Source organism: Flavobacterium piscis, from assembly GCF_001686925.1.
GTDB lineage: Bacteria > Bacteroidota > Bacteroidia > Flavobacteriales > Flavobacteriaceae > Flavobacterium > Flavobacterium piscis.
The window spans coordinates 787536-814113 of record NZ_LVEN01000027.1 but is presented as its reverse complement, the minus strand read 5'-3'; the positions used below and the strand labels follow the sequence as shown (position 1 = coordinate 814113).

Genomic DNA, 26578 nt, shown 5'->3' with positions numbered 1-26578 from the left:
TTTTCAAGATTTTGCCTATATACATTGTATTTTTAAATTTATTTCTTTCAAAATTGTCTCAGTCCAATTATCATCAGTTTCAGAAATGATTATAGTTTTAAAACCATATTTTTCACCTTCTCTTTCAACACCAATTGAGTCATCTACATGAATATCAATATTAAATATCGGAGGAAATTTTGAGTAATAAACATCTTTTTTACGAAGCCTCTTTTGATGCCTTTGCTGGTTTATTATAAAATCAACAGATATTCCGTAAGAATAAAACATCCATTTTATCCTGGATTCACTTCTGTACGAAGTGGTGTAAATATAAATTTTATGATTTTGTTTTTTTAATTCTTTAAACAAATGTATCGTTCCTTTTCGCAAACTTTCGGCACCCAAAAATTGATGAAACCAATTTGATTTTTCTGCTTCAAACTTATTTGAGATTAAAGTGTCATCAAGGTCAAAAGATATTATCATAAATCATTGTCAAGCTAAAATTACCTATTATCACTCATAACCTCAGACTTATTCTGAGCATATTCATAACCTTGCTCCCACCATTCTTTCATTACTTCCTTATTAAAAATCAAGGCATTATCTGTTAGTTTTGTTGGAGTGTAATATAAGTTAAGTTTCACGTTTTTATTATTTGCCATCAGCTTTCCTATAGCAATATCGTGTTTTTCAACCTGATCAAGCGCAATTCTAAACAAATCGATCATCAACGAAAATGGATTTTTACCAATAACGGTCTTATTCATATTGACTTCGGTTTCCAGAATAATTACATCAATTTCAGTCGCACCACGGTTAATCGCTTCACGAATTGGCACCAGACTTGAAAATCCTCCGTCGCCATATTCGAAGTTGTCTTTCTCTACCAAACTCATAAACGGAACGTAATTACTTGAAATCCAAGACCAATCACAAAACTCTTCGTAAGTACAATCTTTAATCGATTTATATTCAGATTCATTTCGGGTAAAATTGGTTACCGTAATGACAACATCATTTTTTAACTTCTTTAATTTATTAAAATCGGATAAGGAGAAATTGTTTCTAATATATTTCTTAAGTCCTTTACTCTCTCCAAAAGTCCTCTTTCCTTTAAAAAACTGACGCAGTACATTGAAGTGATTTATAGTTACAATGTCAACCCCATCCTTGGTTTTAACTACAAAAGGACAAATATTAAAAATACTTCCCATTGTAACATTAGTATAAATAGAGTGAATTTGTTTAATATGTCCCAAAGCTAAATGCGGAATAAGTAAACTTCCTGTAGAAGTTCCCAGAAACAAATCGTATTCATGATTTTTTTCTTCTATTAAATATTGCGCTACACCACCGGCAAACGCGCCTTTACTTCCTCCACCAGAAATAACCAATGCTCTCATAAATATTATTGTAGGTTTTGTTTTTGGATTTTTTTGAGAAAATAGAATATAGAAAAAAGACTAAAAGCTACGCGCAAAAATCTATTTTATTTGCGCTTTACTCTATTCTCTTTCTTCTATAATCTATATTCTATTCTTTCAACAAACGATTCAACTGAAATTGTTCTTCGGGGGTCAAATTAGGCAAAATTCTTTCAAACGAAGCACGCATCTCTGAATTTTTTAATAAAACGCGTATTGTATCTCTTCCGTATTTTGAAAATTGCCACATATGATGAGTAGTAGAATTAACTAAGTTACTTAAAACCTGATCGTTAATTATTTTAAAGGCAATAAGCTTTTCAAGTGCATTTTGTCGTGTCGTTGCCTCGTATTTTGTAGATGAAAATGAAATTAATTCATTCGCTAAAACATCAGGATTCTGGCTATAATCCGGAGTTGATAATGCCAATGAAAGCCATAATGTTCTAAGATTAAAATCGTTGAAGCCAATCCAGTTTTTAGATTTGCTTAAATAGTCTGTTCGATGATCCGGGAAGTTTTTCCATAAATAAAACAGAGCAATTTCCTGTGTCTGATAGGATTTATCATCTAGTAAACTTTCGTAATTTGTTCTGAAATCTTCCGGAATTTTCGACAATGATCCTGCAACAGCTTGACGCACTTGCACATTATTGGTTTGTAAAGCGATTAGCAGGAGTTCTTTTTTAGCTTCGTACTTTTCAGTTTCTATTTGATTGACAATTGCTTCTTTTACAGCTTCATAAATATTAGAGGCTAAAGTTTTTCTTAAGAACTCTATTTTTTCCGGCAGGGGCGTTTTTTTTAATTTATCAATTTCTAAACGAATCTGAATTACTTTGTTTTTGCTTAATAAAGCATTCGCTGTTGGCGTATCAAAAGCTGTAGATTCTAACCAGGTTTTTTGGAATTTATCCAAATCAAAATCGGAAACTTTTTTTATTTCGTCAAAGAAATTTTGTGTATTTACCGTTTGATAAGCGTATTTACTTAAGTAACTTTTCACTGCTTTTTTAAAGGCTTTATCGCCAATAGATTCATGCAAAACAAACAAAGCCCACGCACCTTTTTCGTAAAAAGTCAATGAACTCGCTTTGGCATTCAAAACCGGAACAGAATCAGTTCTTGAAGCAAATTTTATCTGTTGTGCCGTTTCATACAATTTCGAATAAAAAAAATCATCTCCATAAATTTCCCTTTCAGCCATTGCTGCGTAGTACGTTGCAAAACCTTCCTGAAGCCAGTGATGTGTACTGCTTTCGGCTGTAATTAAATCTCCAAACCAGTGATGTGCTAACTCGTGAGCATCAACATTCGTATAATTACGATCTGTAAAACCTATCGAATCAACAACGTAACGCGTTGCAAAAAGTGTTGTGGTGGTATTTTCCATACCGGCATACAAGAAATCACGAACTGGAATTTCTCTGTAAATTTCCCAGGGATACTTTACTCCTATTTCCTTCTCTAAAAAATCAAAAATACGTTTTGAATATCTGTAAGTAGGCTCAAAACGACTGGCATCCTTATTCTCAAAATAATATTCTAGCGGAATTTTAGATTTTGCTTTAAATTCTTTTTTATCATATTTTCCAATGGCCAACATCAACAAATAAGAACTCATTGGCTTTTCCATTTGATATTGCCAATAAATTGAATTTACCTCAGGTTTCTTTTCTTTTAAAACTCCATTCGAAACAACCTGATACTCTTTGTCATAAGTAATTCCGAGACTAAAAATAACTTTTTCGTTCACATCGTCAAAACTCGGAAACCAATTGCTGGTATATCTTCCTTGGCCTTGTGTCCAGATTTGAGTTTCTGTATTGTCAATATTTATAAAATACAAAGCCTGCTTTGGCTTCACCGAATATTCGAAAGTTAAGCGGTTTTCTCCTTTCTGAAAATTATTCACAATCTGTAATTCCTTACCGGTGTTACTATAAATAACCTCTTTATTATTAAGCTGAACATTAGAAAACTCCATGTTTTTGGCATCGATTTTAATGGTATCAATAGGTTTTAAAACCTCGAATCGGTAATCGACAATTCCAGAAACAGATTTTTCTGTGGCATTTAATTTTAATTTTCCGTTAACCGATTTAAAATCGACAAATTGGGTTTGTTGTGCAAAAACGAAACTGGTGATAAAAAGAAAGATGTATTTCATTGAGGATTAAAGTTTCATAGAATCCGTTTCCCAAGAACTTGGGTTGGTTTTTATATAATTATAAATAGTTTCAAATCTTTTGTAATTGCGAACAATATGATCGTGATAATTAGCTTGCCATATCGAAGCAGATCCATTAATTTGTTTTGTAGTTACCGATTTAAAGATAGCAACAAATGATGAAATAGAATTTGATTTTCGAGATAATTCAAACCCATATTTATTCGCGTAATTATTCTCATGGTTATTCTCATGGTTATTCTCATGGTTATTCTCATGGTTATTCTCATGGTTATTCTCATGGTTATTCTCATGGTTATTCTCATGGTTATTCTCATGGTTATTCGGTAGAGACGCACAGCGGTGCGTCTTCACAACGTTTGTCACATTGTTTATCGAATTGTTTGCCGCAATATTCGTTGTCGATGTGCCGGACGTAGACGCACTGCTGTGCGTCTCTACGATATGCGATCGTTCGATTTGCGTTTGTATATCATTCATTTCTGAAGAAACCTCATTATTTTGAATTTCAATTAATAAATGAACATGATTGGGCATAACGATCCAATTATGAAAAAACCAATTTTTACGAATTTTTATAGATTTCAACAATTCATTTTCTACAATTTGACCATTTTCGTTTAAAACCATTTTATTCTCTTCAATAGATCCAAAAAGATATTCTCTATTTCGAGTAACCATAGTAATAAAATAAACTGCTGAACTGGAATAATCCCAATTTTTCAATCTATTTGAATCCATTTTAAACTTATCTTTAAATAATGTCATTTTTTGGCGTGTAAGAATCCCAAAGTTACAAAGGTTTCGTCAACAAATCGAATGAAATTTGTATGTTTACCTTAGAAAATTACAGCAGCGTGTCAACAATCAAAAAAGCCTTATTTAACTGGAGCAGTGGAAAAGATTCTGCTTTGGCATTATATAAAACATTACAAAATCCTGATTTTAAAATTGAATTTTTACTTACTAGCGTGAACCAGCAATTTCAGCGAATTTCTATGCACGGCGTTCGCGTCGAATTATTAGAATCACAGGCAAAAAGCATTGGTTTGCCTCTTAAAATCATGCAAATTCCTGAAATGCCAACAATGGAAGTATACGAAAATGTGATGACTGAGACTTTAATCGAATTAAAAAATGAAGGAATTACGCATTCTGTTTTTGGTGATATTTTCCTAGAAGATTTACGGCAATACCGCGAAAACCAGTTAGCGAAAATGGGTTTTGAAGGCGTTTTTCCGCTTTGGAAAATTCCAACTCAGGATTTAATTCAGGAATTTATTTCGTTAGGGTTTAAAACAATTGTGGTTTGTGTAAACGAACGTTATCTTGATAAAAGTTTTGTTGGCCGAATTATCGATCAGAAATTTATTGGCGATTTACCTGATAATGTAGACGTTTGCGGTGAAAATGGAGAATTTCATACTTTTACTTTTGATGGTCCGATTTTTTCAGCACCTATACAATTTGAAATTGGAGAAATTGTTTATCGTAAATACGAAAAGCCAAAAAATGAAAATTCTTCTGATACGGCTTGTGACACAAGTGCCAGCGATGCTTTTGATTATGGATTTTGGTATTGTGACCTTATTTAACAAAGATGAAAATACTCTATTTTAAAAAGTTTTGTACAATTATATTAGTATTAACTATAACATTTGTTTGCCAGAGTTGTTTGGTAAGCCGATGTAAAAGACCCCAAATTACTGGATATATTTATGATTCGATCACCAGAAAGCCAATTGAAAACTGTAACGTTGGAGAAAATCTTACGGACATAAAAGGTTATTTTCAATTAAAAGAATTGCGTTATTCTGAGTTTACTTTTGTTGGTTACGAAGCGCCTCCGTTAATGGTAAATGAAGCAATTTATAAAGAAGGCTACGAAAAAAAATCGATCGAATTGTTTAATCCGTTTGGTGGTGGAATCAGAAAAGGAGCTGTTCATAATTGTGATACTATATTCTTAAAAAAAGCTCCAATAATAGCTGTCGATAAATAATTTATTTTTTATTAAATTTAGAATTCAGTTTTAATCCAAATATTAATTTCATTAAACCATAATATGCCTGTAAAAGAAATTAGTTGCGAAATAAAAAAGGTTTTAAAATTTCTTAATGAAATAAGAATTGATGTCATTGAAAAAGAAGTAAACGAAAGTTTTTTACCCGGATTAAGCCTGGGACCAAATTGCATTTATGTTGATTACGATAAATTATTATATCCTGGTGATATTTTGCACGAAGCGGGACACTTAGCAGTTACCACATCTTCTGAAAGAAATAAAGTTGGCACAAGCGAAATGTCACCGGAATGGCCCACTCAGGCTGAAGAAATTGGTGCGATTTTATGGTCATTTGCGGCTGTAAATCATTTGCAATTACCGCTTGAATTTGTGTTTCATCCTAATGGATATAAAAATGCATCGGAATGGTTTATTTCTAATTTTAATGATGAAAATTATATTGGATTACCATTTTTAGAATGGATTGGAATTACGCTCAGTAAAGATCGTGCACTTAAAGAAGATAAAGAAGCTTTTCCTGCAATGCAAAAATGGTTAAGGGATTAATGCGCCAATTCGAAGATTAGAAAATTTTCTAATTTTAAAAACTATTCTGAATACATATTCAGCAAATTCGTAATAGTATTCCAATTTCGCATTGTTACAATAACATTCAGTTTTTTCTCGATATATTTACCTTCCAATCTTGTTTTTCCGGCACCAACGGCATATTTAATAAAAATCCGGTTTCCGTCAATACTGGCTTCATCCGGCTTAAACTGACTAATTTTCAGATCGTTTATATTCTCCTTTTTTAATTCCACCGAAGCAAAAGCAACGTATAGTTTTTTGGTATCCACCTCTTTTTCTTTTAAAAAAGGGCTGTTTTTAAAACACAATTCTAAATCTTCTTTTTTTATTACAATGGTATAAACTTCATGACCAAATACCTTAAAAATTTCCTGTTTGATCATAAAACCTACTTTCGAAGCACTTTCTTCTTCCGTATCAACAAAAACATTTCCGGACTGCAAGTACGTACGCACATTGGTAAAACCAATATTTTCTAACATGGTTTTCAAAGCTTCCATTTTCATCATATTGTGACCAGAAACGTTGATGGCGCGTAAAAGTGCTAAATGTGTTGTCATTTTTTGAATATTATTTTTTCAAAGATATTATTTTCTAAGCTTGGATTTAAAAGAATCTCCAATAATGATATAAATAATTGTTATTTTTCATCCCTTAATTTACAAATTCAATACAACCTAATAAATCTGTTAATAAAAAATTTTATGCGGCCAAAAGGCGTTAAATCAATCCTGTATCTTAGTAGGATAATTTAATTTAAAATCACAAAAATGATAAGGAAGCAATTAAAGATGAATTAATAAGAGAGTGTGAATTTTTAATCAATTAAACTGATAACCCTGTGTATAACATTAGAGTTTCAAAACGTCGTAAAAGAAAACAAATACTTGTAAATGGGGATAATTGATATCATAATAGGTTGTGTAATTTATTTTTTCGAGCTAATAAATACATATAATGGTTTAATATCATCATTAGTGGCGGTTGGAGCTTTAATAGTCGCAGTACGTGCCATAAGAATAAGCTCAGAAGATAATAGAAAGCAAGTTATAGTTGGTAAATGTGAAGAAATTTATGAATTACTTTCATCAACAATTGTCGAATATGATTTATTACATAAACTTTACTTTAGTCTTCAACAATATCATAATAACTTAAATGACATTAGTAGTTTAACTCGTGACTATTTTGAGGATTACAAAGTTGAACTCGATAGAATCAAATCAATAATTGATACCGACGAATTATTTAAAAAATTAATAAGGCTAAATGTACTATCAAATGCATATCTTGATGAGCCATTAATGTTTGAAGTAAATGCATATTCTAATCTATTTCAGGAATTACTTATTACTACTATCCAAGCACAACTTATAACTGATGAAACGGATTTTAGAGAAGGATTTCCAACAAATGAAAAGTTTTATCAGTTTACAAAAAAGATTGCTCACCAATTAATTACAAAAATCAGTTTGGGTACTAAGACTGTCGACTCATCCAAATTTGATAATTATCTTCAGAATGATTTCAAAAAAGCCATCGGATTAAAATAATTATTCACCTAAAAATTTACGAAACTCCTTTTCAATTTCTTTTTTAAGAGGGAATATTAATTTTTCCAGTTTTTGATATTCTGAATCAAAGTTAAATGTAAAGTCAAGATTGTCTTCTTTATTAATTTCTTGCATATACTTATATTGGTCATATGTATTAAAAAAATCTCTACAATGTATCATATATTTTATAAGTAATTGCTCCGTTTTGTCATCAAAGAATAACATATTTCGAGTTATATACTTTGTTGATTCAGCATAGATATTTATAAAACTATTTTGAGCATTACCAATTTCAATGCTATCTGCATTATTACTTTGTTGATTCTTTATAGATACACTGTATACATGTAAAAGTTCTAATAGCTGTGATAAATAACTGTAAATTTCCGCTAAGCCTGCAAACCGCTTTTCGTGCAGTTTTGTAAACTTAAAATTCTCTTTAGATTTGATATAATTTAACTCTGATTGAAATTGAGAAATTTCTTTTGAATGTTCTTTTTTTACTTCTTCAATTTCTTTAGTATTTTCTTTTTTAATTTCTTCTAACTTACGGTCGTATGTGCTTTTGATACTACTTTTAGCTCTTTCAGTTAAATACAATGTAAATAAGGCTGGCAAGCCAACAAAACCTAATATCTGATATATGTAGTCTGTATAATTCATAATAGCATTTTTTGAAAAGGTTATTCACCTAATAACTCACGAAATTTAGTTTCAATTTGTTTTTTTAAAGGATGAATTATTTCTGGAATTTTCTTGTGTGCATTTGCGAAATTTAAATGACCTTCCTTATCTAATTTCTCACCCATCGATTGATAAATTTGTTTCTGGTCATAAGCATTAAAAATATTCCCAGATTCATGAAAGAAGTTTAAAAGCAATGCTTCAGTTTCTTCATCAAAATAAATCGAATTATAATTAAAGTACTTTAAAAATTCATTGTGTGCATCACGATATTTCTGACTTGCTAATTGTTCACTTTCATCATAGTTTTGACCTTGTGGTATAATTTTGAATGGTGCTGTAAGACTTGCTAAAATATTGAGATTATTATTCAAATATTCAAAAGTCTTTTGCAAGACTTCGAATCTTCTTTCGTGCAGTTTTGTAAACTTAAAATTCTCTTTGGTTTTTAAATGATTAAGCTCTATTTGGAATTGCGCAAGTTTTTCATCAAAAGAATTTTTCACATTACCTTTAACTTTTTCATTCAACCAAAGGGTTAACAAGGTTGGTATTAAAGCACTAATAAAAATAACTAAACCATTGCTGTATTCTTCCATTTAATTAATATTTATATCTGTACTAAAGATAAAAATTTTCTTAGGACTCAATATCAAATGTTAAATTTTAATTCTTTTATTTTTTTTTATTTTTACACTCATGAACACTTTGACAAAAAATATCTTAAAGGAAAGTGCACTTATATTATACCTTGCGAAGTGCTAAATATTTTGTCATTTTTCAAAGATATTATTTTCTATACTTTAAATTCTCTTATTTTTAATTTTCCCAACAAAAAACTATCTTCGCTTTTCTGAAAAGAAAGATAATAGAATATAGATTTCGTCTTTGTTCACTATTCTAAAATCAGTAATCTAAAATCTAAAATAATTAATGTCTAATAATCTCCTTGAAACCCCAATAGAATACTTAAAAGGTGTTGGTCCGAGTCGTGGCCAATTGCTTCGTAAGGAATTGGGCATTCATAAATACAGGGATTTAGTTAATTTTTTTCCTAACAGGTATATTGACAGAACACGTTATTATAAGATTAACGAACTACAGAATACTGGTGCCGAAGTACAGATTATTGGTAAAATCATCAATATAAAAACCGTTGAATTTGCTAAAAACAAAAAGCGTCTGGTGGCCACTTTCGTGGATGATACAGGGCAAATTGACTTAAACTGGTTTCAGGGACATAAATGGATTCGGGAGAGTTTAAAAATAAATGAGGTTTGTGTAATTTTTGGTAAATGTTCACTTTACGGAAGTCAGTTCAGTATGGCGCATCCGGAAATTGAATTGTTAAGCGAGCACGAAAAAAGTCTTCGATCTGCTATGCAGCCCGTTTATCCGTCGACTGAAACGCTGACCAACAGAGGAATTTCAAACCGAACGATCAATAAAATGATGGAGCAATTGTTTCTTGAAACGCAGGCGCTATTCACAGAAACTTTTCCGCCTTATTTAATCGAAGAATTAAAATTAATCCCAAAAAGAGCCGCTTTATTCAACATTCATTTTCCTAAAAGCACTGATGCTTTGGCGAAAGCCCAATTCCGATTGAAATTTGAAGAACTATTCTTTATTCAATTACAATTGATCACCAAAAACCTGATTAGGAAACACAAAATAAAAGGACATCCATTTACAAAAGTGGGTGAACTTTTTAATGATTTTTACCAGAATCATTTGCCGTTTCAACTCACAAATGCCCAGAAAAGAGTAGTAAAAGAAATTCGTTCAGACATGGGAAGTAATGCCCAAATGAACCGATTACTACAAGGAGATGTGGGTTCAGGAAAAACCATTGTCGCTTTTTTAAGTATGCTTTTGGCTATTGATAACGGTTTTCAGGCTTGCCTTATGGCGCCAACGGAAATCCTCGCCAATCAGCATTTTATTGGATTATCTGAGTTGGCTCAAACCTTAAATATTAACATAAAAATATTAACGGGCTCGACTAAAATAGCAGCACGAAGAATCATCCACGAAGAACTGGAAAACGGAAGTTTACATATTATAATTGGCACACATGCTTTGCTTGAAGATAAAGTAAAATTCCAGAATTTAGGTTTGGCTGTAATTGATGAACAGCACCGTTTTGGTGTAGAACAAAGATCGAAATTGTGGAAGAAAAATGATATTCCGCCGCACGTTCTGGTGATGACTGCCACTCCTATTCCGAGAACTTTGGCGATGAGTTTGTACGGCGATCTTGATATTTCGGTAATTGATGAATTGCCTCCCGGCAGAAAACCTATTCAAACCGTACATCGTTTTGATAGTAACCGATTGAAAGTGTGGAAATTCCTAAGAGACGAAATCGCGCTGGGAAGACAAATATATATTGTTTATCCGCTGATTCAGGAATCCGAAAAAATGGATTACAAGGATTTAATGGACGGTTACGAAAGTATATCTCGCGATTTTCCATTGCCTCAATATTCGATTTCCATCTTACACGGAAAAATGAAACCGGCAGATAAAGATGCTGAAATGAAACGTTTCTCTGAAGGAAAAACCAATATTATGGTTGCAACAACTGTAATTGAAGTTGGTGTAAACGTACCAAACGCCAGTGTAATGATTATTGAAAGTGCAGAACGCTTTGGATTGTCTCAGCTGCATCAATTGCGTGGCCGTGTGGGTCGTGGTGCTGAACAAAGTTATTGCATTTTAATGACAAGCCACAAATTAAGCGATGACAGTAAAACCCGAATGCAAACCATGGTACAAACCAATGATGGTTTCGAAATTGCCGAAGTAGATCTTAAACTACGCGGACCTGGAGATTTAATGGGAACACAACAAAGCGGGGTTTTAAACCTTCAAATTGCTGATATTGTTCGTGACCGGGATATTTTAGGCTTAGCCAGAAACTACGCCATGAAAATCTTAAAAGAAGACGGCCCTTTACAAAAACCGGAACATGCCGTTTTAAAGGCCGTTTTTATAGAATTGACTAAGAAGAAGAATATTTGGAATTATATTAGCTAGGAAAGGGACTAAGGTTCTGAGGTGCTAAGTTTCTGAGTTTTTTTTAGAACAAAAATTTGAAATTTGGGATTTTAAAAATTGGGATTTCTAGAAATCTTCTTATGTTTCAAGATCTATAACTCCTTCAAAATGAAGTCATTTTTTATACTTTGGTTAAATCAGGAATAGATTATCTAATCCTAAAAGATTAAAACCTCAAAATAAATTCAACCTCATTAAACCTTTTTCCGAAAAGCATATCTAATTACAAAAAAGAAAGGAACAAAGCTGTTAAAAGACATTTAAAATTAACATTATACAAGTGTTAAATAAAACACAACGTCTTTTGTTTTCGTTTCAAAAAGTTAATTTTGTTGGCTTACTAAAAACACATACCAAAAAAACATTTACCTCAATTTTATGAAAGTAAAAAACCTTATTTATGCCCTGCTGATTATATGCATCGGAGGATTTATCACCTATAGAATAGTTTCGAATAAAAAGAAGAATGACGAATCGAAAAATTTTGGAGACAAGGATAAACCTACCACAGTAACGGGAATTATAGTAAAAACTGCCACTTTCGATAATAACTTATCACTTTCAGGATCTATTGAAGCAAATGAACAAATAGAAATTCATAGTGAAGTTTCGGGAATTGTTGAAGGGATTTATTTTACTGAGGGTAGTTTCGTAAATAAAGGTCAGGTTCTGTTTAAGGTAAATGATATCGAACTTAAAGCTCAATTAAGACAGGCTGTAACCAAAGAAGGCCTCGCGGGTGAAAACGAAAGAAGAGCAAAATTGCTATTGCAGAAAGAAGCTATCAGTCAGGAAGAATTTGATGTTGCAAATGCTGACTATGCTTCGATGAAAGCACAAACCCAATTGATAAGAGCGCAAATTGCAAAAACCGCTGTAAAAGCACCTTTCTCTGGCAAAATTGGTTTACGTTCTATATCACCAGGAACCTACATTACTCCAACCGTTTTAGTAGCCAAATTAGTAAATACAGGAAAATTAAAAATCACATTTTCTATTCCTGAAAAATATGCTTCGCAAGTAAAATCTGGTTCAACAATCGATTTTTCGGTTTCAGGATCTGATAAAGTATACAATGCAAAAATTTATGCCATTGAGCCAGAAGTTGAAGTAGCAACACGTACCTTAAAAATTCGCGCTATTGCTGATAACATGGATGGAAAACTTTTTCCGGGAACTTTTGCTGATGTAAAATTACCCTTAAATATTATCAAAGATGCGATTGTAGTACCTACAGAAGCTATTGTTCCGGTACAAAGCGGTAAAAAAGTATACATCGCCAATATGGGCAAAGCCAAAGAAGTGATGGTGGATGCTACTACAAGAACTGATGCTTCGATTTTGATTTTATCAGGATTAAAAGCCGGAGACACCTTAATTACCAGTGGCGTAATGTCATTAAAAAATGAGGCACCAATAAAAGTCAAAATAAAAAAATAATTTTAAGTTAAGAGTTATGGGTTCTGAGTTAGATCCGAGTTATAGGTTTTAAGCATCAAGTCTTATTTCTATTTTCTTTATTCTATTTTCTAAAATCTAAAATCTGAACTCTAAAATATAAAATCTCATCATGAGCTTATCAACTACTAGTATAAAAAGACCTGTTTTAACCATTGTACTGAATCTTCTGATTATTCTGTTCGGTTTCATTGGTTATACTTTTTTGGGTGTTCGCGAATTTCCTTCGATCGACCCTGCGCAGGTTTCCATTAGAACGAATTATACAGGAGCCAATTCTGACATTATTGAATCACAAATTACAGAACCTCTTGAAAAAGCGGTAAATGCAATTGACGGGATTCGAAACATCACATCTTCAAGTAATCAGGGAAGTAGTAATATTACCATAGAGTTTAATCTGGACAAAGATCTTGAAGAAGCTGCAAACGATGTCCGTGATAAAGTTTCGCAAGCTGTTAGAAGTCTGCCACAGGATATTGATGCGCCACCGGTAGTTTCTAAAGCCGATGCTGATAGTGAATCTATTATTTCGATGACGGTACAAAGTGATAGCCGAAGTGCCTTGGAATTAAGTGATTATGCTGAAAATGTTATTTCACAGCGTTTAGAAACAATTCCCGGAGTGAGTGGTGTTCAGATTTGGGGACAAAAACGTTATGCCATGCGTTTGTGGATCGATCCGGTAAAATTAAATGCTTATAACTGCACGGTTTCTGACGTTCGGGACGCATTGAACGCACAAAACGTAGAATTGCCTTCCGGAAAATTAACCGGAAACAATACCGAATTGACTGTAAAAACAATTGGAAATCTTTCGAAACCGGAAGAATTTAATAATATTATCATTCGAACAGACGGAGATAAAATTGTTCGCTTGAGCGATGTTGGCGGTGCTGAATTAGGCCCTGAAAATATCGAGACTTCCTTAACATCTTCTGGACTTCCAATGATTGGTATGGCCATTGTGCCAATGCCGGGAGCCAATTATCTTGATATTTCAAAAGAATTTTATAAAAAATATGACGCTTTAAAAAAGGATCTCCCAAAGGATATCAAATTAAACATTGCACTTGACAATACACTTTTCGTAAAAAAATCGGTACTTGAAGTAGCTGAAACTTTAGGAATTTCGATTATTTTGGTAATTATCATTATTTATCTGTTTTTTAGGGATTGGGCCATTGCCTTCAGACCTTTAATAGATATTCCAGTGTCTTTAATTGCTACATTTTTTATCATGTGGCTTTTTGGATTTTCCATTAATGTATTAACGCTTTTGGCTATTGTTTTAGCCACCGGTCTTGTGGTTGATGACGGAATTGTTGTAACAGAAAATATCTTCAAAAAAGTCGAAGAAGGAATGTCGCCAATTGAAGCGGCTATTAAAGGTTCTAATGAAATTTTCTATGCTGTAATTTCAATTTCAGTAACGCTCGCTGCCGTATTTTTGCCCGTAATTTTCTTAGAAGGATTCGTAGGCCGACTCTTTCGGGAATTTGGAGTCGTAATTGGGGCCGCGGTTTTAATTTCGGCCTTTGTATCCCTGACATTAACACCAATGCTGAATGCTTATTTGATGAAAGGCGGAGAACAGAAAAAATCAAAGTTCTACATTAAAACCGAACCTTTTTTCGAAAAATTAAATAGCGGATATGCTGACTCATTGAGCCGTTTTATGAATAAAAAATGGATCTCCTTCCCTATTCTTATTGCTTGTTTTGGGTTGATTTATTTATTTTTTACCATACTTCCAAAAGAAACTGCTCCTTATGATGACCGTAGTTCTGTAACGATGCGTATGACTACTCCTGAAGGTTCTTCTTATGAATATACCAATCGTTTTATGCAGGAAATGTCAAGATTGGTAGATGATTCTATTCCGGAGAAAAAAGTAAGTCTGGTTATTACCGCGGGAGGTTCCGGAGGTTCTGCAACAAATTCAGGTTTTATCAGGCTTTCGCTGAAAGAACCGGGTGAAAGAACTAAGTCTCAAAAAGAAATTGCTGATCAATTAACCAAATGGACTAAAAAATATCCGGATGCCAAAACATCTGTCATTCAGCAGCCTACAATTGCCGTGAACAGACGTGGAGGTTTACCAATTCAGTACATCATTCAGGCTCCAAATTTTGAAAAACTAAGAGAAAAAATTCCTGTTTTTATGAATGAAGTAGGTAAAAGTGATGTTTTCTCGACTTCGGATGTTAATTTAAAATTTAATAAACCCGAAATCAATGTAAGTATTGATCGTGAAAAGGCAGAAAGTTTGGGAATATCAATTATGGATATTGCACAAACTTTACAGCTTTCGCTAAGCGGACAACGTTTTGGATATTTCATTAAAAACGGAAAACAATACCAGGTAATTGGTCAGTTTGATCAAAAAGACCGTTCGAAACCATTGGATTTAACCTCAATGTTTGTGCGCAACAAATCCGGTCAGCTGATTCAGATGGATAATGTTGTAAAAGTCGAAGAACAAAGTAATCCGCCGCAATTGTATCATAATAACAGATACATGTCGGCTACAGTTTCTGCAGGTTTAGCACCAGGCAAAAGTATTAGCGATGGTATTCAGGAAATGGATCGAATTAAAGCTAAAGTTTTGGATCAGAGTTTTACCACCGATTTAAGTGGTGAATCGAGAGATTTTGTCGAAAGTAGTTCGAATACTTCTTTTGCTTTTGGATTGGCTTTGTTATTAATATTTTTGATTCTTGCAGCGCAGTTTGAGAGTTTTATTGATCCGTTGATTATTATTCTGACCGTGCCAATGGCAGTTGCGGGAGCTTTATTTTCATTATGGTTATTCAATCAAACCTGGAATATATTTAGCCAGATTGGTACCGTAATGCTTATTGGTTTGGTAACTAAAAACGGTATTTTGATTGTAGAATTTGCCAATCAGTTACGAGAACAGGGAAAACCAAAACTAGAAGCTATTCTGGAAGCGTCAGAAGCGCGTTTACGTCCTATTTTAATGACCAGTTTGGCAATTGCTTTAGGAGCCTTACCAATTGCAATGTCGCTTGGAGCTGCTTCTACCAGTAGAATCGGGATGGGAGTTGTAATTGTTGGAGGAACTATTTTCTCATTGGCTTTGACACTTTTTGTAATTCCGGCTATTTATCTGATGTGGTCCAAAGCCAGAAAACATTATCCTGAATTTGATCATATTGAAGAATATGAAAGAGAAAGCCATAAATAGATATTTAAATTTGAAATAATATAGAAGCTGGGAATTTCTTTTTAATAAAATTCCGCAGCTAATAAGTCATCATATGAAAACTAAAATAACCTTAATAAGTTTCATTTTATTTTTGTTTTGTATAGCAAAAAGTAGCGCACAAGTCCTGACTATTGAGGATGCTATGAAAATAGCTTTAGAAAATAACTTTGAAATTAAGATTGCTAAAAATAATTCAACCATAAGCGAAACAAACGTTACCGTTGGAAACGCTGGTATCTTGCCAACCGCAACAGCTAATATTGTAGACAATAACAACGTTACAAACTCAACGCAGGTACGCCAGGACGGAACATCAACTACATTAAACAATGCCAAAAACAACAGTTTAACATATGGCGTTAGTTTGGGCTGGACTGTTTTTGACGGAATGAGAATGTTTGCCAGATATGATCAGTTAAAAGAACTCCAAAAATTAGGTGATGCGGAACTGAAAAGAACTATTTTGGTTAAAATTGGTCAGGTAAATTCTGCTTATTATGATCTAGTGCAGCAACAACATCAATTAGCAGCTTTAGATACTACAATTGTAATTTCTAAACAAAGAGTTCAATTAGCACAAAACCGTTTTACCATTGGTAAAGCTTCAAAATTAGAAGTTCTAAATGCTCAGGTTGATTTAAACACAGATCAGGTTGCTTTACTAAGACAAAAAGAATCGTATAAAAATGCCAAGATTTTACTGAATCAATATTTGGCACGTGACCCCCAGATTGATTTTGCAGTAACTGATGTGGTTACAGTAGATAACAAATTGGTTTTGATAGATTTAATGGATCTTGCAAAAAAACAAAATCCGGCTTTAGAATCGCAAATAATCAATAAACGTATTGCCGAATTACAACTAAAACAAGTAAAAGCAAACCGATATCCAACGGTAAATTTAACTTCAGGTTATAATTTTTCTGAAAGCCAGTCAAGTTTAGGATTTACAAGCGAAAACTCTTCAAAAGGTTTTAATTATGGTTTTAATGCTTCGCTGAATATTTTTGATGGATTGAATCAGCATAGAAATGAAAAAGTAGCCAAATTGCAAATTGAAAATTCGCAAATTGCCATCGAACAGCAAAGTATGATTTTGAATTCGCAATTGAGCACGGCTTTTCAAACGTATTTAACCAACTTAGAATTAATTGATTTAGAAGAAGATAATCAAGCTATTGCGAAACAAAATTTAGACATTACGCTTGATAAATTCAGAATTGGAACCATAACAACTCTTGATTTCAGAACGGCTCAGCTGAATTATGTGAATGCCAAAGTGCGTTACAGCAACGCACAATACGAGGCTAAATTATCTGAAATTGCCTTGAAAGAATTAGCAGGAAATATTAATTTTTAAAGTAAATTTGTTTCAAAACAAACTAAATGATCTCATATAATACCAAGGATTGGTTTACTTTTATTTTCCATGTTCATAAATCAGACACAGTAAGAAAACTGTTTCCGATAATGATTGCTATCGGAATTTATTCTTCTATAATTGGGTATCTTGAAATCGCCTATTTTAAAGTTGGTAAAAATGATTATATCCATAACATCCCAATCATGCACGGAATGTTAGGTTTTGTGATTTCATTACTGCTTGTATTTAGAACCAATACTGCTTACGATCGCTGGTGGGAAGGACGAAAATTATGGGGAGGTCTCGTAAATAATAGTCGTAATCTGGCTATTAAACTTTCGGCAATGCTTAAAGATGAAAATGATCGAAAATTCTTCAGAAAATTCATTCCAACTTATGCTTTAATTTTGCACAGGCATCTTCATGATTCTGAAACCAGTAAACAGCTTTTTGATGATGTAGATTTAGAAATTGATCATCACAAACACAAACCCAATCAGGTAAAAAGAATGATGTTTCATAAAATCAATGATTTGTATGATTCTAAAAAAATTACCGGAGAACAACTCATCATTTTAAACGAAGAATTACAATCTTTTACAGATATTTGTGGTGCGTGCGAAAGAATAAAAAACACGCCTATTCCCTACTCTTACAGTGCTTTTATCAAAAAATTTATTTTCTTTTATACTATGACACTGCCTTTTGGTTACTCCATTAGTCTGGGGTATTTTGTTGCTCCGGTTGTGGTTTTTATTTTTTATGTACTGGCGAGTTTAGAGCTTATTGCAGAGGAAATAGAAGATCCGTTTGGTGACGATGAAAATGATTTACCTACCAAAAAAATAGCCGAAAACATCAAAAAACATGTTGAGGAACTGATTTAATAAAACGTTAAAACTGCCATTGTTACTTCTATTTTGATTAAATTTAAAGTCGCCACTAAAAAATTTAATCGCAATGAACAATCAACGTGCTTTCATCAATCCTCCTCATTTATCCAATGAAAAATCATTAAAAACACTTGTCGAGAACAGAACAGTTTACACCTTAAATCATTGTGAATTAAATATTTTTGAAACTTACGAATCTTCTAAACTAGTTCCGCTAAAGTTTAATGATTTTGTAGTAACCAGTATGTTAAGAGGTAAAAAGATTATGCACCTTTTTGATGATCCCGGATTCGATTATTTACCGGGAGAAACAGTCGTTATTCCGTCAAACGTCGAAATGAAAATTGACTTTCCGGAAGCCTCAAGAGAAAACCCAACACAATGCCTGGCTCTGGCAATAGACAAATCTAAAATAACCGATACTTTAAATTTTTTAAATGAACGTTATCCTAAAGAAGGCAGCGACGCCTACTGGCAATTAAATTATCAGAATTATTTTTTCTACAATAATATTGATCTTGCCGCTACCATCAATAAACTAATCAAAGAATGCATGAGCACATCGATTACAAAAGACGCGCTCGCCGACTTAACATTGCAGGAATTATTAATCCGAATTATTCAGACGCAGACCGTAAAAGCTATCGACGAAGGAATTTTAATCCAATCGAATAATCCAATTTTTGAAGTTACTGAATTTATCAAACTAAATTTAAAAGAAAACATCAACCTTAAAAGTTTGAGCGAGAAAGCCTGCATGAGTACAGCTTCTTTTTATCGCTTTTTCAAACGGGAATTAGGCATGAGTCCGATTGAGTATGTTTTGAATGAAAAAATCAAACATGCCAAAAAGCTACTAAGAAATCCTGGTATTCAGATTAATGAAGTATGCTATTTATCCGGTTTTGAAGATGCTAATTATTTTACAAGACTTTTTAAAAAGCATGAAGGAATTACGCCTAAACAATATCAGTTGTTGTATGTTAATTGAATGTTCTAAGATTCTGAGTTTTTTTAGGCTGTTTATTGTGTAATATTCATTTCTCAAAGTTTATAAATCAACGTTTATGAACATACCATTTATTGTAGAGACGAACAGCAGTGGGTCTACACTCCTGTTTTACATACCAATTTTCCCTTTCAATTTACAGAACATGTTAGACGCACTGCTTCCTATCTACGGTTAATCTTTGCGCATCAAAACCTTTGTCTTTTTGTTCCTCTGAACTCTTTGTATCTCTGAAGCTTTGTCTCTCTGAAACCTTAGAACCTCAGAATCTTAGCCACTTAGAACCTATTCTATAAAACTAACCGGTTCCAAATCCTTTTCCTCTTCCTCGGTAAAAATTCTATATTCGATTTGGAATGTTTTCTTTAAAGGAGTTTCTAACGAAAAACCGCCAACTCCAAAAGCATCGATTACTTTTAATGTAAAATGCGCGTGTTTCCAATATTCGAATAAATCTTTATCGACCCAAAATTCTGTATCTTCAATAGTGCCAATACAAACATCTCCCATTCGCTGATAATATCCTCCTTTTTCAAAACATTGTGGCTGTGTTCCTTCGCAACATCCTCCTGCTTGGTAAAACATCAAATCACCGTGTTTTTCTTTTAGAATCTTTATCAAATCAATGGCATTATCGGTGGCATCCAGTCTCTTTATCATGATCTTTTTTTTAAAATTAAATTTACAAAAAAAGGCAAGTCAGAAACTTACCCTTTTCAAACCAACATAATAACAAATTAAAAGAAGCCCAATTTCTTTTTATCATAAGAAATCAGCATATTTTTTGTCTGACGGTATTGTCCTAACATCATTTTATGGTTTTCACGACCAATTCCGGATTGTTTATAACCTCCAAAAGGTGCTCCGGCCGGATAAGAATGGTACTGATTGATCCAGACACGACCTGACTGAATGGCTCTTGGAACCTGATAGATTTCATGTGCATCACGTGTCCAAACCCCGGCACCTAAACCATACATCGTATCATTGGCAATTTCGATCGCTTCTTCGGTAGTTTTAAAAGTAGTAACAGCGAGAACAGGTCCAAAAATTTCTTCCTGAAAAATTCTCATTTTGTTATGTCCTTTAAACAAGGTTGGTTTAATGTAATAACCACCCTCAAGATCTCCTCCTAAATGATTTTCGTCTCCACCTGTTAAAAGTTCTGCTCCTTCTTCTTTACCCAATTTTATATAGGACATGATTTTTTCTTTCTGAACCAATGAAGTCTGCGCACCTATCATAGTCGACTTATCCAATGGATTTCCGGCAATAATAGCTTCTGTCCTTTCGATTACTTTAGCAATAAATTTTTCGTAAATATCTTCATGAATTAACAATCTCGACGGACAAGTACAAATTTCACCTTGATTTAACGCAAATAATACCGCGCCTTCGATTGCTTTATCAAAGAAATCATCATCGTGATCTGCTACTGAAGGGAAGAAAATATTTGGAGATTTTCCTCCTAGTTCCAACGTTACCGGAATAATATTTTCTGTAGCATATTGCATTACCAATCGTCCTGTAGTGGTTGATCCGGTAAAGGCTGCCTTAGCCACTTTTTTATTGGTAACCAACGGACGACCAAGCTCGGCACCAAAACCGTTTACGATATTCAGCACTCCCGGAGGCAGGATATCGCCTATTAATTCCATTAAAACTAAAATAGAAATTGGTGTGCTTTCTGCAGGTTTCAGAACGATCGTATTTCCTGCGGCAAGTGCAGGAGCGATTTTCCATACTGCCATTAGAATTGGGAAATTCCACGGGATAATCTGGGCAACAACACCTAATGGTTCGCTTAAAGCAATCGAAACCGTCTGGGAATCCAATTCTGCAATAGAGCTTTCTTCGGCACGAATTACACCTGCGAAATATCTAAAATGGTCAATTGCCAGTGGAATATCCGCCGCAAGTGTTTCACGAATTGGTTTTCCGTTATCGATTGTTTCTACCGTTGCAATATACTCAAGATTGTCTTCTATTTTTTGCGCAATTTTATTGAGTAAAATACTTCTTTCGGTAACTGAGGTTTTTCCCCATGTCTTAAACGCTTCATAAGCTGCATCAACAGCCAATTCTAAATCCTCTTTTCCTGAATGTGCTGCTTTTGTAAATACTTTTCCATCAATTGGAGAAAGAACGTCAAAATATTCTCCTTTTACCGGAGCTGTAAATTTTCCGTTAATGTAATTATCGTATTTTGCCTTAAATTCAGGTCTTTGTGTGGCATTATTCATAACATTATCATTTTTGATTCATTTCAAATTTACCTTCATAATCTGAAACAGAATAGCACTTTTCATTCATCTACTAGCACAAAACTTACACATTCGTTTTTATAACAATGTTTTAGTAATTAATTAGTAAAATATTAGCATTAAAAATAGCAACTATTCAATACAAATCGATTTTGAAGGAAATTAAAACATCACAAAAAAACCAAATAAATTCTTTCTTACTACCACCCGCAATCCTTATATTTGTATCCTTATACAAGAATAAAAAAGTTAACATGAAAATATCTTACAACTGGTTAAAACAATTTATTAAAACAGACTGGACCTCTGAGCAAACTTCAGAATTACTTACAGATTTAGGTCTTGAAGTAGAAGTTGTCGAAAAATACCAATCAGTTAAGGGCGGTTTAGAAGGAGTAGTTGTAGGACACGTACTTACTTGCGAGAAGCACCCTGATGCAGATAGATTAAAAGTTACAACTGTAAATATTGGTTTAGAAGCTCCTATACAAATTGTTTGTGGTGCAGCTAATGTTGCAGCAGGACAAAAAGTGCCTGTAGCCACTATAGGAACCGTTTTATATGATAAAGATGGTGGTGAATTCACCATTAAAAAAGGAAAAATACGTGGACAGGAAAGTCACGGAATGATTTGTGCAGAAGATGAGCTGGGTTTAGGTACAAGCCATGACGGAATCATGATTCTGGATGAAAAGTTAATACCAGGAACTCCTGCTGCTGAAGTTTTTAAGGTAGCTAATGATGAAGTGTTCGAAATTGGCTTAACACCAAATCGTGCTGATGCCATGAGTCATCTTGGAACTGCGCGTGATTTAAGAGCCGGAATGCTTCAGCGTGGTGTAAACGTAGAATTGATCACACCTTCTGTGAGTAATTTTAGAGTAGACATGCGTACTTTAAAAATTGATGTTAATGTCGAAGAACCGCTTATGGCTCCAAGATATTGCGGTGTAACCATTTCAGGAATTTCTGTTCAGGAATCTCCAGCATGGCTGCAAGATCGTTTAAAAGCTATTGGTTTAACTCCAAAAAATAATATTGTCGATGTTACTAATTATGTTTTGCATGAGTTAGGACAACCTTTACATGCTTTTGATGCTGCCAAAATCAACGGAAAAATAATTGTAAAAACACTTCCTGAAGGTACTAAATTTGTTACTTTGGATGATGTTGAAAGAACATTACACAAAGAAGATTTAATGATTTGCGACGAAAAAGGCCCACTTTGTATTGCAGGTGTTTTTGGAGGAAAAAAATCAGGAGTATCTGATGGTACAACAACTATTTTCTTAGAAAGTGCTTATTTTGATGCTGTAAGTGTTCGTAAAACAGCAAAAAGACATCAATTGAATACGGATGCCTCTTTTAGATTTGAAAGAGGAATTGACCCAACGATTACAGAATATGCATTGAAACGTGCTGCTCTTTTAATTCTGGAAGTTGCAGGCGGAAAAATAACATCTGATGTTGTAGAAGTTTATCCTAAAAAAATAGAAGATTTCTCTGTTTTACTGAACTTTAGTCATGTTTCTAAAATTATCGGACAGGAAATTCCAAAAGATACGATCAAAAAAATCCTGGTTTCTTTAGATATAAAAGTAAACAGCGTTTCTGATTCGGGTTTAGGACTAACAATACCTGCCTATCGTGTAGATGTGCAGCGTGAAATTGATGTTATCGAAGAAATTTTAAGAGTTTACGGTTATAACAATATTAATTTCTCTAAAAAATTCAATGCAACGGTTTCTAATTCACCAAGAACAGAAGATTATAAAGTACAAAACGTAATCGCATCGCAATTGAATTCTCAGGGATTTCATGAAATGATGGCCAACTCTTTGACAACAGCAGCTTACGCTAAATTATCAACTGTTTTAAAAGAAGAGCATAATGTTACAATGCTGAATCCGTTAAGCAGCGATTTATCTACTATGCGTCAATCATTATTGTTCTCTGGTTTAGAAGCGATTTCGTATAACATTAACAGAAAAAATGCTGATTTAAAATTATTCGAATTCGGAAAATCATATCATAAATATCTTAACGGATACGAAGAACACAAACATTTAACTTTGTTGATTTCCGGAAACAGAAACAAAGAAAGCTGGACCAATCCGCAAAAAACTACTGATTTCTTTTTATTAAAAGGATATGTAAAAGGAATTCTGGCTCGTTTAGGAATTGATAAAATTTCGAATGCTCCTGTACAATCTGATATTTTTTCGGAAGGAACTGCAATTTGCTACAACAATGATACATTAGTAGAAATGGGCGTGGTTAAAAAGTCAATCCTAAAACATTTCGGAATCAAACAAGATGTTTATTTTGCTGATTTTAACTGGGATTTGATATTGAAGATTATCACCGGAAAAATCAAATATTCTGACATTCCTAAATATCCTGAAGTTCGCAGGGATTTAGCTTTATTGATTGACAAGAACACGACTTATGAAAGTATTTTTAATCTTGCTAAGCAAACAGAGAAGTTACTTTTAAAAGATGTTAATCTATTTGACGTTTATGAAGGAAGTAAGCTTCCTGAAGACAAAAAGTCGTATGCTTTGAGCTTTACCATTCAGGACAATACAAAAACGCTTACAGATGTTCAGATTGATAAAATCATGTCGAAACTGCAACATGCTTTTGAAACGGAGCTTGGCGCTAGTTTAAGATAAAAATTATTGTAGTAAAATGCAAAATCCCAATTCTGAAAATATTTTAGAATTGGGATTTTTTTTGTCGCCTTTATTGTTAGTATGTGATTGCAGCAAAAATAGGATGGTCTTTAATTTTTTCTCTTCCGTTTAAGAAAGTTAATTCCATCAGGAAATTGCATTGTACAATTTCGCCTCCTAGTTTCTCGACCAACTCACAAACCGCTTTTGCGGTCCCTCCTGTTGCCAAAACATCATCATGAAAAACCCTGTCTCCCTTTTTTATTGCGTCTGTATGCATCTCTAAACTATCTGTACCATATTCCAGTTCATATGTAGCCGAAATGGTTTCATACGGTAACTTTTTAGGCTTTCTAACAGGAACAAAACCTGCGTTTAATTCCTGAGCTAATAATATTCCAAAGAAAAACCCTCTGCTCTCTGCTCCTACTACTTTATCTATTTTATGTCCTTTTAAAGATTCAACTAAAACCGACAAACACTTTTTGGTCGCAATTGGGTCATTTAGCAGTGGAGTAATATCTTTAAACAAAATTCCTTCTTTTGGAAATCCCTGAATATCACGTACATAATTTTTAATCGTCATTTTTTTTTATTTTTATGTTATTTTATGCTTGCATATCTCGCATTTATGTCTATCTTTGCACCCGCAATAAGCAATCAACAAAGCTACGAAAAATCAGCTTATTGATAACAAAAAAGGCCTCGTGGCGCAACTGAATAGCGCACTTGATTACGGCTCAAGAGGTTACTGGTTTGAATCCAGTCGAGGTCACTAACAGCCAAAAGGCGCCAATTGAAGACAATTGGCGCCTTTTTTTATTTAAAAAAATATTAATCAATATATTAGCTATTTTTTTATTTTTGTTTCCTTTTTTAAAGGACATAAAAGCATCAAGTGCAAAGTTGAGGATTAAGCAAAAAGATTAGATAATCTAAAACAGGAAAAATCTATTTTTTACTACTTGTATTTAATTAAATAAATTAATAATCAAAAGTGATTAACGAGGTAAACTTAATTCAAATCTTCCAAATTTAAAGTTATTTAGCGTACTAAACTAAAACAAATAGAGTGATATGAATGTAGTGATTAAAAAAACTACAAATAGTAAATGTAATATTCTATGCTATTAATTTAGACTTATTTAGCCCAATCATTAATCCAATTACTCACCGTCTGACACCACTCATCATCATCATTCAAACACGGAACCGCTAAGAATTCCTCACCTCCTTGTGCTTCAAAATCTTCTTTGGCACGCATGGCGATTTCTTCCAGAGTTTCTAAACAATCCGATACGAAAGCTGGTGTTACAACTGCTAATTTCTTAATTCCTTTTGCTGGCATTTTATCAATTTCAACATCAGTATAAGGCTCTAGCCATTTATCCCCCGCTAAACGCGATTGAAAAGTCAAACTGTATTTATCAGCAGGCAGTCCTAGTAGTTTTACAACTTGTTTTGTAGTTTCATAACATTGATGACGATAACAGAAATCGTGTGCCGCCGAAGGCGTATTACAACAAGAACCATCAATTTTACAATGAGATTTGGTTACATCTGTTTTGCGAATATGACGCTCCGGAATTCCGTGATACGAGAATAATAAATGATCATACTCAAACCCAACTAAATGTTTATTGATCGAATCAGCTAAATTCTTGATGTAATCTGGTTTGTTGTAAAACGCAGGAACATCAGTAAAGATCATCTGTGGGAATTTCTTCTTGCGGATTTCTTCCGCTTTAACCAAAATAGTCAAAGTCGAAGCCATTGCATATTGTGGGTATAACGGAAAAAGCATTACTTCAGTAACTCCTTTATTGTGCAATTCCTGAAGCCCTTTTTCGATAGTCATACTTCCGTAACGCATTGCCAAAGAAACCGGAACATTTACTAAAGGCTGTACTTTTTTCTGCATTCTTTCAGAAAGGACCACTAACGGAGAACCTTCATCCCACCAGATTTTAGCATATGCATGTGCTGATTCTTCCGGTCTTTTTCTTAGGATAATACCACGAACTAAAAATGCTCTCAACAAATACGGAACATCGATCACGTGTTTGTCCATTAAAAACTCGTCTAAATATGGTTTTACATCTTTTGTAGTTGGACTTTCCGGTGATCCTAGGTTTACTAATAGTATGCCTTTCATTATTTTTTTCTTTATGTTTTAAGCACTGGG

At 33.4% G+C, this 26578-nt stretch carries 22 protein-coding genes and 1 tRNA gene; 12 read left to right on the top strand and 11 right to left on the bottom strand.

Going from position 1 to position 26578, the window contains the following annotated elements; genetic code table 11:
• Nucleotides 1-15 precede the first annotated feature (15 nt).
• From FLP_RS13885 to FLP_RS25270, 4 genes are all read right to left on the bottom strand, one after another.
• On the bottom strand, nucleotides 16-468 hold the full coding sequence (locus tag FLP_RS13885; protein WP_065450076.1) for an HAD family hydrolase: 453 nt from the start codon (nucleotides 466-468) through the stop codon (nucleotides 16-18).
• Between the two features lie 20 nt (nucleotides 469-488).
• Entirely contained in the window at nucleotides 489-1388 is a 900-nt protein-coding gene (locus tag FLP_RS13880) for a patatin-like phospholipase family protein (protein ID WP_065450075.1), read from the bottom strand.
• Between the two features lie 130 nt (nucleotides 1389-1518).
• The gene (locus FLP_RS13875) at nucleotides 1519-3579 is read right to left on the bottom strand and encodes a M1 family metallopeptidase (protein ID WP_065450074.1); all 2061 of its coding nucleotides are present in this window, start codon (nucleotides 3577-3579) and stop codon (nucleotides 1519-1521) included.
• 6 nt (nucleotides 3580-3585) lie between these two features.
• Nucleotides 3586-4281 carry a transposase gene (locus FLP_RS25270; RefSeq protein WP_165606680.1) on the bottom strand — a complete coding sequence of 232 codons (696 nt, stop codon included), beginning with the start codon at nucleotides 4279-4281 and terminating at the stop codon, nucleotides 3586-3588.
• 149 nt (nucleotides 4282-4430) lie between these two features.
• Between FLP_RS25270 and FLP_RS13865 the strand changes: the two genes are divergently transcribed.
• The 3 genes from FLP_RS13865 (at nucleotide 4431) to FLP_RS13855 (ending at nucleotide 6172) form a co-directional block, all read left to right on the top strand.
• Complete coding sequence (locus FLP_RS13865) at nucleotides 4431-5195, top strand: Dph6-related ATP pyrophosphatase (RefSeq protein ID WP_065450072.1); 765 nt, start codon at nucleotides 4431-4433, stop codon at nucleotides 5193-5195.
• 5 nt (nucleotides 5196-5200) lie between these two features.
• Nucleotides 5201-5602: a peptidase associated/transthyretin-like domain-containing protein gene (locus FLP_RS13860; RefSeq protein ID WP_065450071.1), complete on the top strand. Its 402-nt coding sequence runs from the start codon at nucleotides 5201-5203 to the stop codon at nucleotides 5600-5602.
• 63 nt (nucleotides 5603-5665) lie between these two features.
• On the top strand, nucleotides 5666-6172 hold the full coding sequence (locus FLP_RS13855; protein ID WP_065450070.1) for a hypothetical protein: 507 nt from the start codon (nucleotides 5666-5668) through the stop codon (nucleotides 6170-6172).
• A 41-nt stretch (nucleotides 6173-6213) separates the two neighbouring features.
• Here FLP_RS13855 and FLP_RS13850 read toward each other — a convergent pair whose 3' ends face one another.
• Nucleotides 6214-6756: a DUF1697 domain-containing protein gene (locus tag FLP_RS13850; protein ID WP_065450069.1), complete on the bottom strand. Its 543-nt coding sequence runs from the start codon at nucleotides 6754-6756 to the stop codon at nucleotides 6214-6216.
• A gap of 333 nt (nucleotides 6757-7089) precedes the next feature.
• Between FLP_RS13850 and FLP_RS13845 the strand changes: the two genes are divergently transcribed.
• Nucleotides 7090-7749 (top strand): hypothetical protein, encoded by a 660-nt coding sequence (locus FLP_RS13845; RefSeq protein WP_065450068.1) that lies wholly within the window; start codon nucleotides 7090-7092, stop codon nucleotides 7747-7749.
• Here FLP_RS13845 and FLP_RS13840 read toward each other — a convergent pair whose 3' ends face one another.
• Together FLP_RS13840 and FLP_RS13835 are read right to left on the bottom strand one after the other, a co-directional pair.
• A complete protein-coding gene (locus FLP_RS13840; RefSeq protein WP_065450067.1) occupies nucleotides 7750-8415 on the bottom strand; it encodes a hypothetical protein in 666 nt (221 codons plus the stop codon).
• Nucleotides 8416-8435: 20 nt separating this feature from the next.
• Entirely contained in the window at nucleotides 8436-9035 is a 600-nt protein-coding gene (locus FLP_RS13835; RefSeq protein WP_065450066.1) for a hypothetical protein, read from the bottom strand.
• Between the two features lie 334 nt (nucleotides 9036-9369).
• Here FLP_RS13835 and recG point away from each other — a divergent pair, with 334 nt between their 5' ends.
• The 6 genes from recG to FLP_RS13800 all read left to right on the top strand — a co-directional run bounded on the left by recG (nucleotide 9370) and on the right by FLP_RS13800 (nucleotide 19436).
• Complete coding sequence (gene recG / locus FLP_RS13825) at nucleotides 9370-11478, top strand: ATP-dependent DNA helicase RecG (RefSeq protein ID WP_065450064.1); 2109 nt, start codon at nucleotides 9370-9372, stop codon at nucleotides 11476-11478.
• A 399-nt stretch (nucleotides 11479-11877) separates the two neighbouring features.
• Nucleotides 11878-12939: an efflux RND transporter periplasmic adaptor subunit gene (locus FLP_RS13820; RefSeq protein WP_065450063.1), complete on the top strand. Its 1062-nt coding sequence runs from the start codon at nucleotides 11878-11880 to the stop codon at nucleotides 12937-12939.
• Nucleotides 12940-13069: 130 nt separating this feature from the next.
• Complete coding sequence (locus FLP_RS13815; RefSeq protein ID WP_065450062.1) at nucleotides 13070-16168, top strand: efflux RND transporter permease subunit; 3099 nt, start codon at nucleotides 13070-13072, stop codon at nucleotides 16166-16168.
• A gap of 73 nt (nucleotides 16169-16241) precedes the next feature.
• A complete protein-coding gene (locus FLP_RS13810; RefSeq protein WP_065450061.1) occupies nucleotides 16242-17549 on the top strand; it encodes a TolC family protein in 1308 nt (435 codons plus the stop codon).
• A gap of 26 nt (nucleotides 17550-17575) precedes the next feature.
• On the top strand, nucleotides 17576-18439 hold the full coding sequence (locus tag FLP_RS13805; RefSeq protein ID WP_065450060.1) for a bestrophin family protein: 864 nt from the start codon (nucleotides 17576-17578) through the stop codon (nucleotides 18437-18439).
• A 73-nt stretch (nucleotides 18440-18512) separates the two neighbouring features.
• Entirely contained in the window at nucleotides 18513-19436 is a 924-nt protein-coding gene (locus FLP_RS13800; RefSeq protein WP_065450059.1) for an AraC family transcriptional regulator, read from the top strand.
• A gap of 303 nt (nucleotides 19437-19739) precedes the next feature.
• Here the strand turns inward: FLP_RS13800 and FLP_RS13795 are convergent, their stop codons facing one another.
• Together FLP_RS13795 and FLP_RS13790 are read right to left on the bottom strand one after the other, a co-directional pair.
• Nucleotides 19740-20114 (bottom strand): DUF779 domain-containing protein, encoded by a 375-nt coding sequence (locus FLP_RS13795; RefSeq protein WP_065450058.1) that lies wholly within the window; start codon nucleotides 20112-20114, stop codon nucleotides 19740-19742.
• Between the two features lie 77 nt (nucleotides 20115-20191).
• Entirely contained in the window at nucleotides 20192-21697 is a 1506-nt protein-coding gene (locus tag FLP_RS13790) for an aldehyde dehydrogenase family protein (protein WP_065450057.1), read from the bottom strand.
• A 275-nt stretch (nucleotides 21698-21972) separates the two neighbouring features.
• On the opposite strand from FLP_RS13790, the gene pheT reads away from it, so the two are divergent.
• Nucleotides 21973-24393, top strand: coding sequence for a phenylalanine--tRNA ligase subunit beta (gene pheT, locus FLP_RS13785; protein WP_065450056.1), 2421 nt, complete (start codon nucleotides 21973-21975; stop codon nucleotides 24391-24393).
• Nucleotides 24394-24469: 76 nt separating this feature from the next.
• Here pheT and FLP_RS13780 read toward each other — a convergent pair whose 3' ends face one another.
• Nucleotides 24470-24979, bottom strand: coding sequence for an adenine phosphoribosyltransferase (locus FLP_RS13780; protein ID WP_065450055.1), 510 nt, complete (start codon nucleotides 24977-24979; stop codon nucleotides 24470-24472).
• A 115-nt stretch (nucleotides 24980-25094) separates the two neighbouring features.
• On the opposite strand from FLP_RS13780, the gene FLP_RS13775 reads away from it, so the two are divergent.
• Nucleotides 25095-25168: transfer RNA gene (locus FLP_RS13775), tRNA-Arg, on the top strand.
• A gap of 366 nt (nucleotides 25169-25534) precedes the next feature.
• Here FLP_RS13775 and hemH read toward each other — a convergent pair.
• Nucleotides 25535-26548: a ferrochelatase gene (gene hemH, locus FLP_RS13770; RefSeq protein ID WP_065450054.1), complete on the bottom strand. Its 1014-nt coding sequence runs from the start codon at nucleotides 26546-26548 to the stop codon at nucleotides 25535-25537.
• Nucleotides 26549-26578 lie beyond the last annotated feature (30 nt).

What these genes read in the sequence shown, in the direction of transcription:
- FLP_RS13880 (WP_065450075.1), bottom strand. Translation starts at nt 1,388, where the DNA reads ATGAGAGCATTGGTTATTTCTGGTGGAGGAAGTAAAGGCGCGTTTGCC.
- FLP_RS13835 (WP_065450066.1), bottom strand. Translation starts at nt 9,035, where the DNA reads ATGGAAGAATACAGCAATGGTTTAGTTATTTTTATTAGTGCTTTAATA.
- FLP_RS13780 (WP_065450055.1), bottom strand. Translation starts at nt 24,979, where the DNA reads ATGACGATTAAAAATTATGTACGTGATATTCAGGGATTTCCAAAAGAA.
- FLP_RS13885 (WP_065450076.1), bottom strand. Translation starts at nt 468, where the DNA reads ATGATAATATCTTTTGACCTTGATGACACTTTAATCTCAAATAAGTTT.
- pheT (WP_065450056.1), top strand. Translation starts at nt 21,973, where the DNA reads ATGAAAATATCTTACAACTGGTTAAAACAATTTATTAAAACAGACTGG.
- FLP_RS13790 (WP_065450057.1), bottom strand. Translation starts at nt 21,697, where the DNA reads ATGAATAATGCCACACAAAGACCTGAATTTAAGGCAAAATACGATAAT.
- FLP_RS13845 (WP_065450068.1), top strand. Translation starts at nt 7,090, where the DNA reads ATGGGGATAATTGATATCATAATAGGTTGTGTAATTTATTTTTTCGAG.
- FLP_RS13855 (WP_065450070.1), top strand. Translation starts at nt 5,666, where the DNA reads ATGCCTGTAAAAGAAATTAGTTGCGAAATAAAAAAGGTTTTAAAATTT.
- FLP_RS13795 (WP_065450058.1), bottom strand. Translation starts at nt 20,114, where the DNA reads ATGATAAAGAGACTGGATGCCACCGATAATGCCATTGATTTGATAAAG.
- FLP_RS25270 (WP_165606680.1), bottom strand. Translation starts at nt 4,281, where the DNA reads ATGGTTACTCGAAATAGAGAATATCTTTTTGGATCTATTGAAGAGAAT.
- FLP_RS13815 (WP_065450062.1), top strand. Translation starts at nt 13,070, where the DNA reads ATGAGCTTATCAACTACTAGTATAAAAAGACCTGTTTTAACCATTGTA.
- recG (WP_065450064.1), top strand. Translation starts at nt 9,370, where the DNA reads ATGTCTAATAATCTCCTTGAAACCCCAATAGAATACTTAAAAGGTGTT.
- FLP_RS13800 (WP_065450059.1), top strand. Translation starts at nt 18,513, where the DNA reads ATGAACAATCAACGTGCTTTCATCAATCCTCCTCATTTATCCAATGAA.
- FLP_RS13875 (WP_065450074.1), bottom strand. Translation starts at nt 3,579, where the DNA reads ATGAAATACATCTTTCTTTTTATCACCAGTTTCGTTTTTGCACAACAA.
- FLP_RS13860 (WP_065450071.1), top strand. Translation starts at nt 5,201, where the DNA reads ATGAAAATACTCTATTTTAAAAAGTTTTGTACAATTATATTAGTATTA.
- hemH (WP_065450054.1), bottom strand. Translation starts at nt 26,548, where the DNA reads ATGAAAGGCATACTATTAGTAAACCTAGGATCACCGGAAAGTCCAACT.
- FLP_RS13865 (WP_065450072.1), top strand. Translation starts at nt 4,431, where the DNA reads ATGTTTACCTTAGAAAATTACAGCAGCGTGTCAACAATCAAAAAAGCC.
- FLP_RS13805 (WP_065450060.1), top strand. Translation starts at nt 17,576, where the DNA reads ATGATCTCATATAATACCAAGGATTGGTTTACTTTTATTTTCCATGTT.
- FLP_RS13850 (WP_065450069.1), bottom strand. Translation starts at nt 6,756, where the DNA reads ATGACAACACATTTAGCACTTTTACGCGCCATCAACGTTTCTGGTCAC.
- FLP_RS13810 (WP_065450061.1), top strand. Translation starts at nt 16,242, where the DNA reads ATGAAAACTAAAATAACCTTAATAAGTTTCATTTTATTTTTGTTTTGT.
- FLP_RS13820 (WP_065450063.1), top strand. Translation starts at nt 11,878, where the DNA reads ATGAAAGTAAAAAACCTTATTTATGCCCTGCTGATTATATGCATCGGA.
- FLP_RS13840 (WP_065450067.1), bottom strand. Translation starts at nt 8,415, where the DNA reads ATGAATTATACAGACTACATATATCAGATATTAGGTTTTGTTGGCTTG.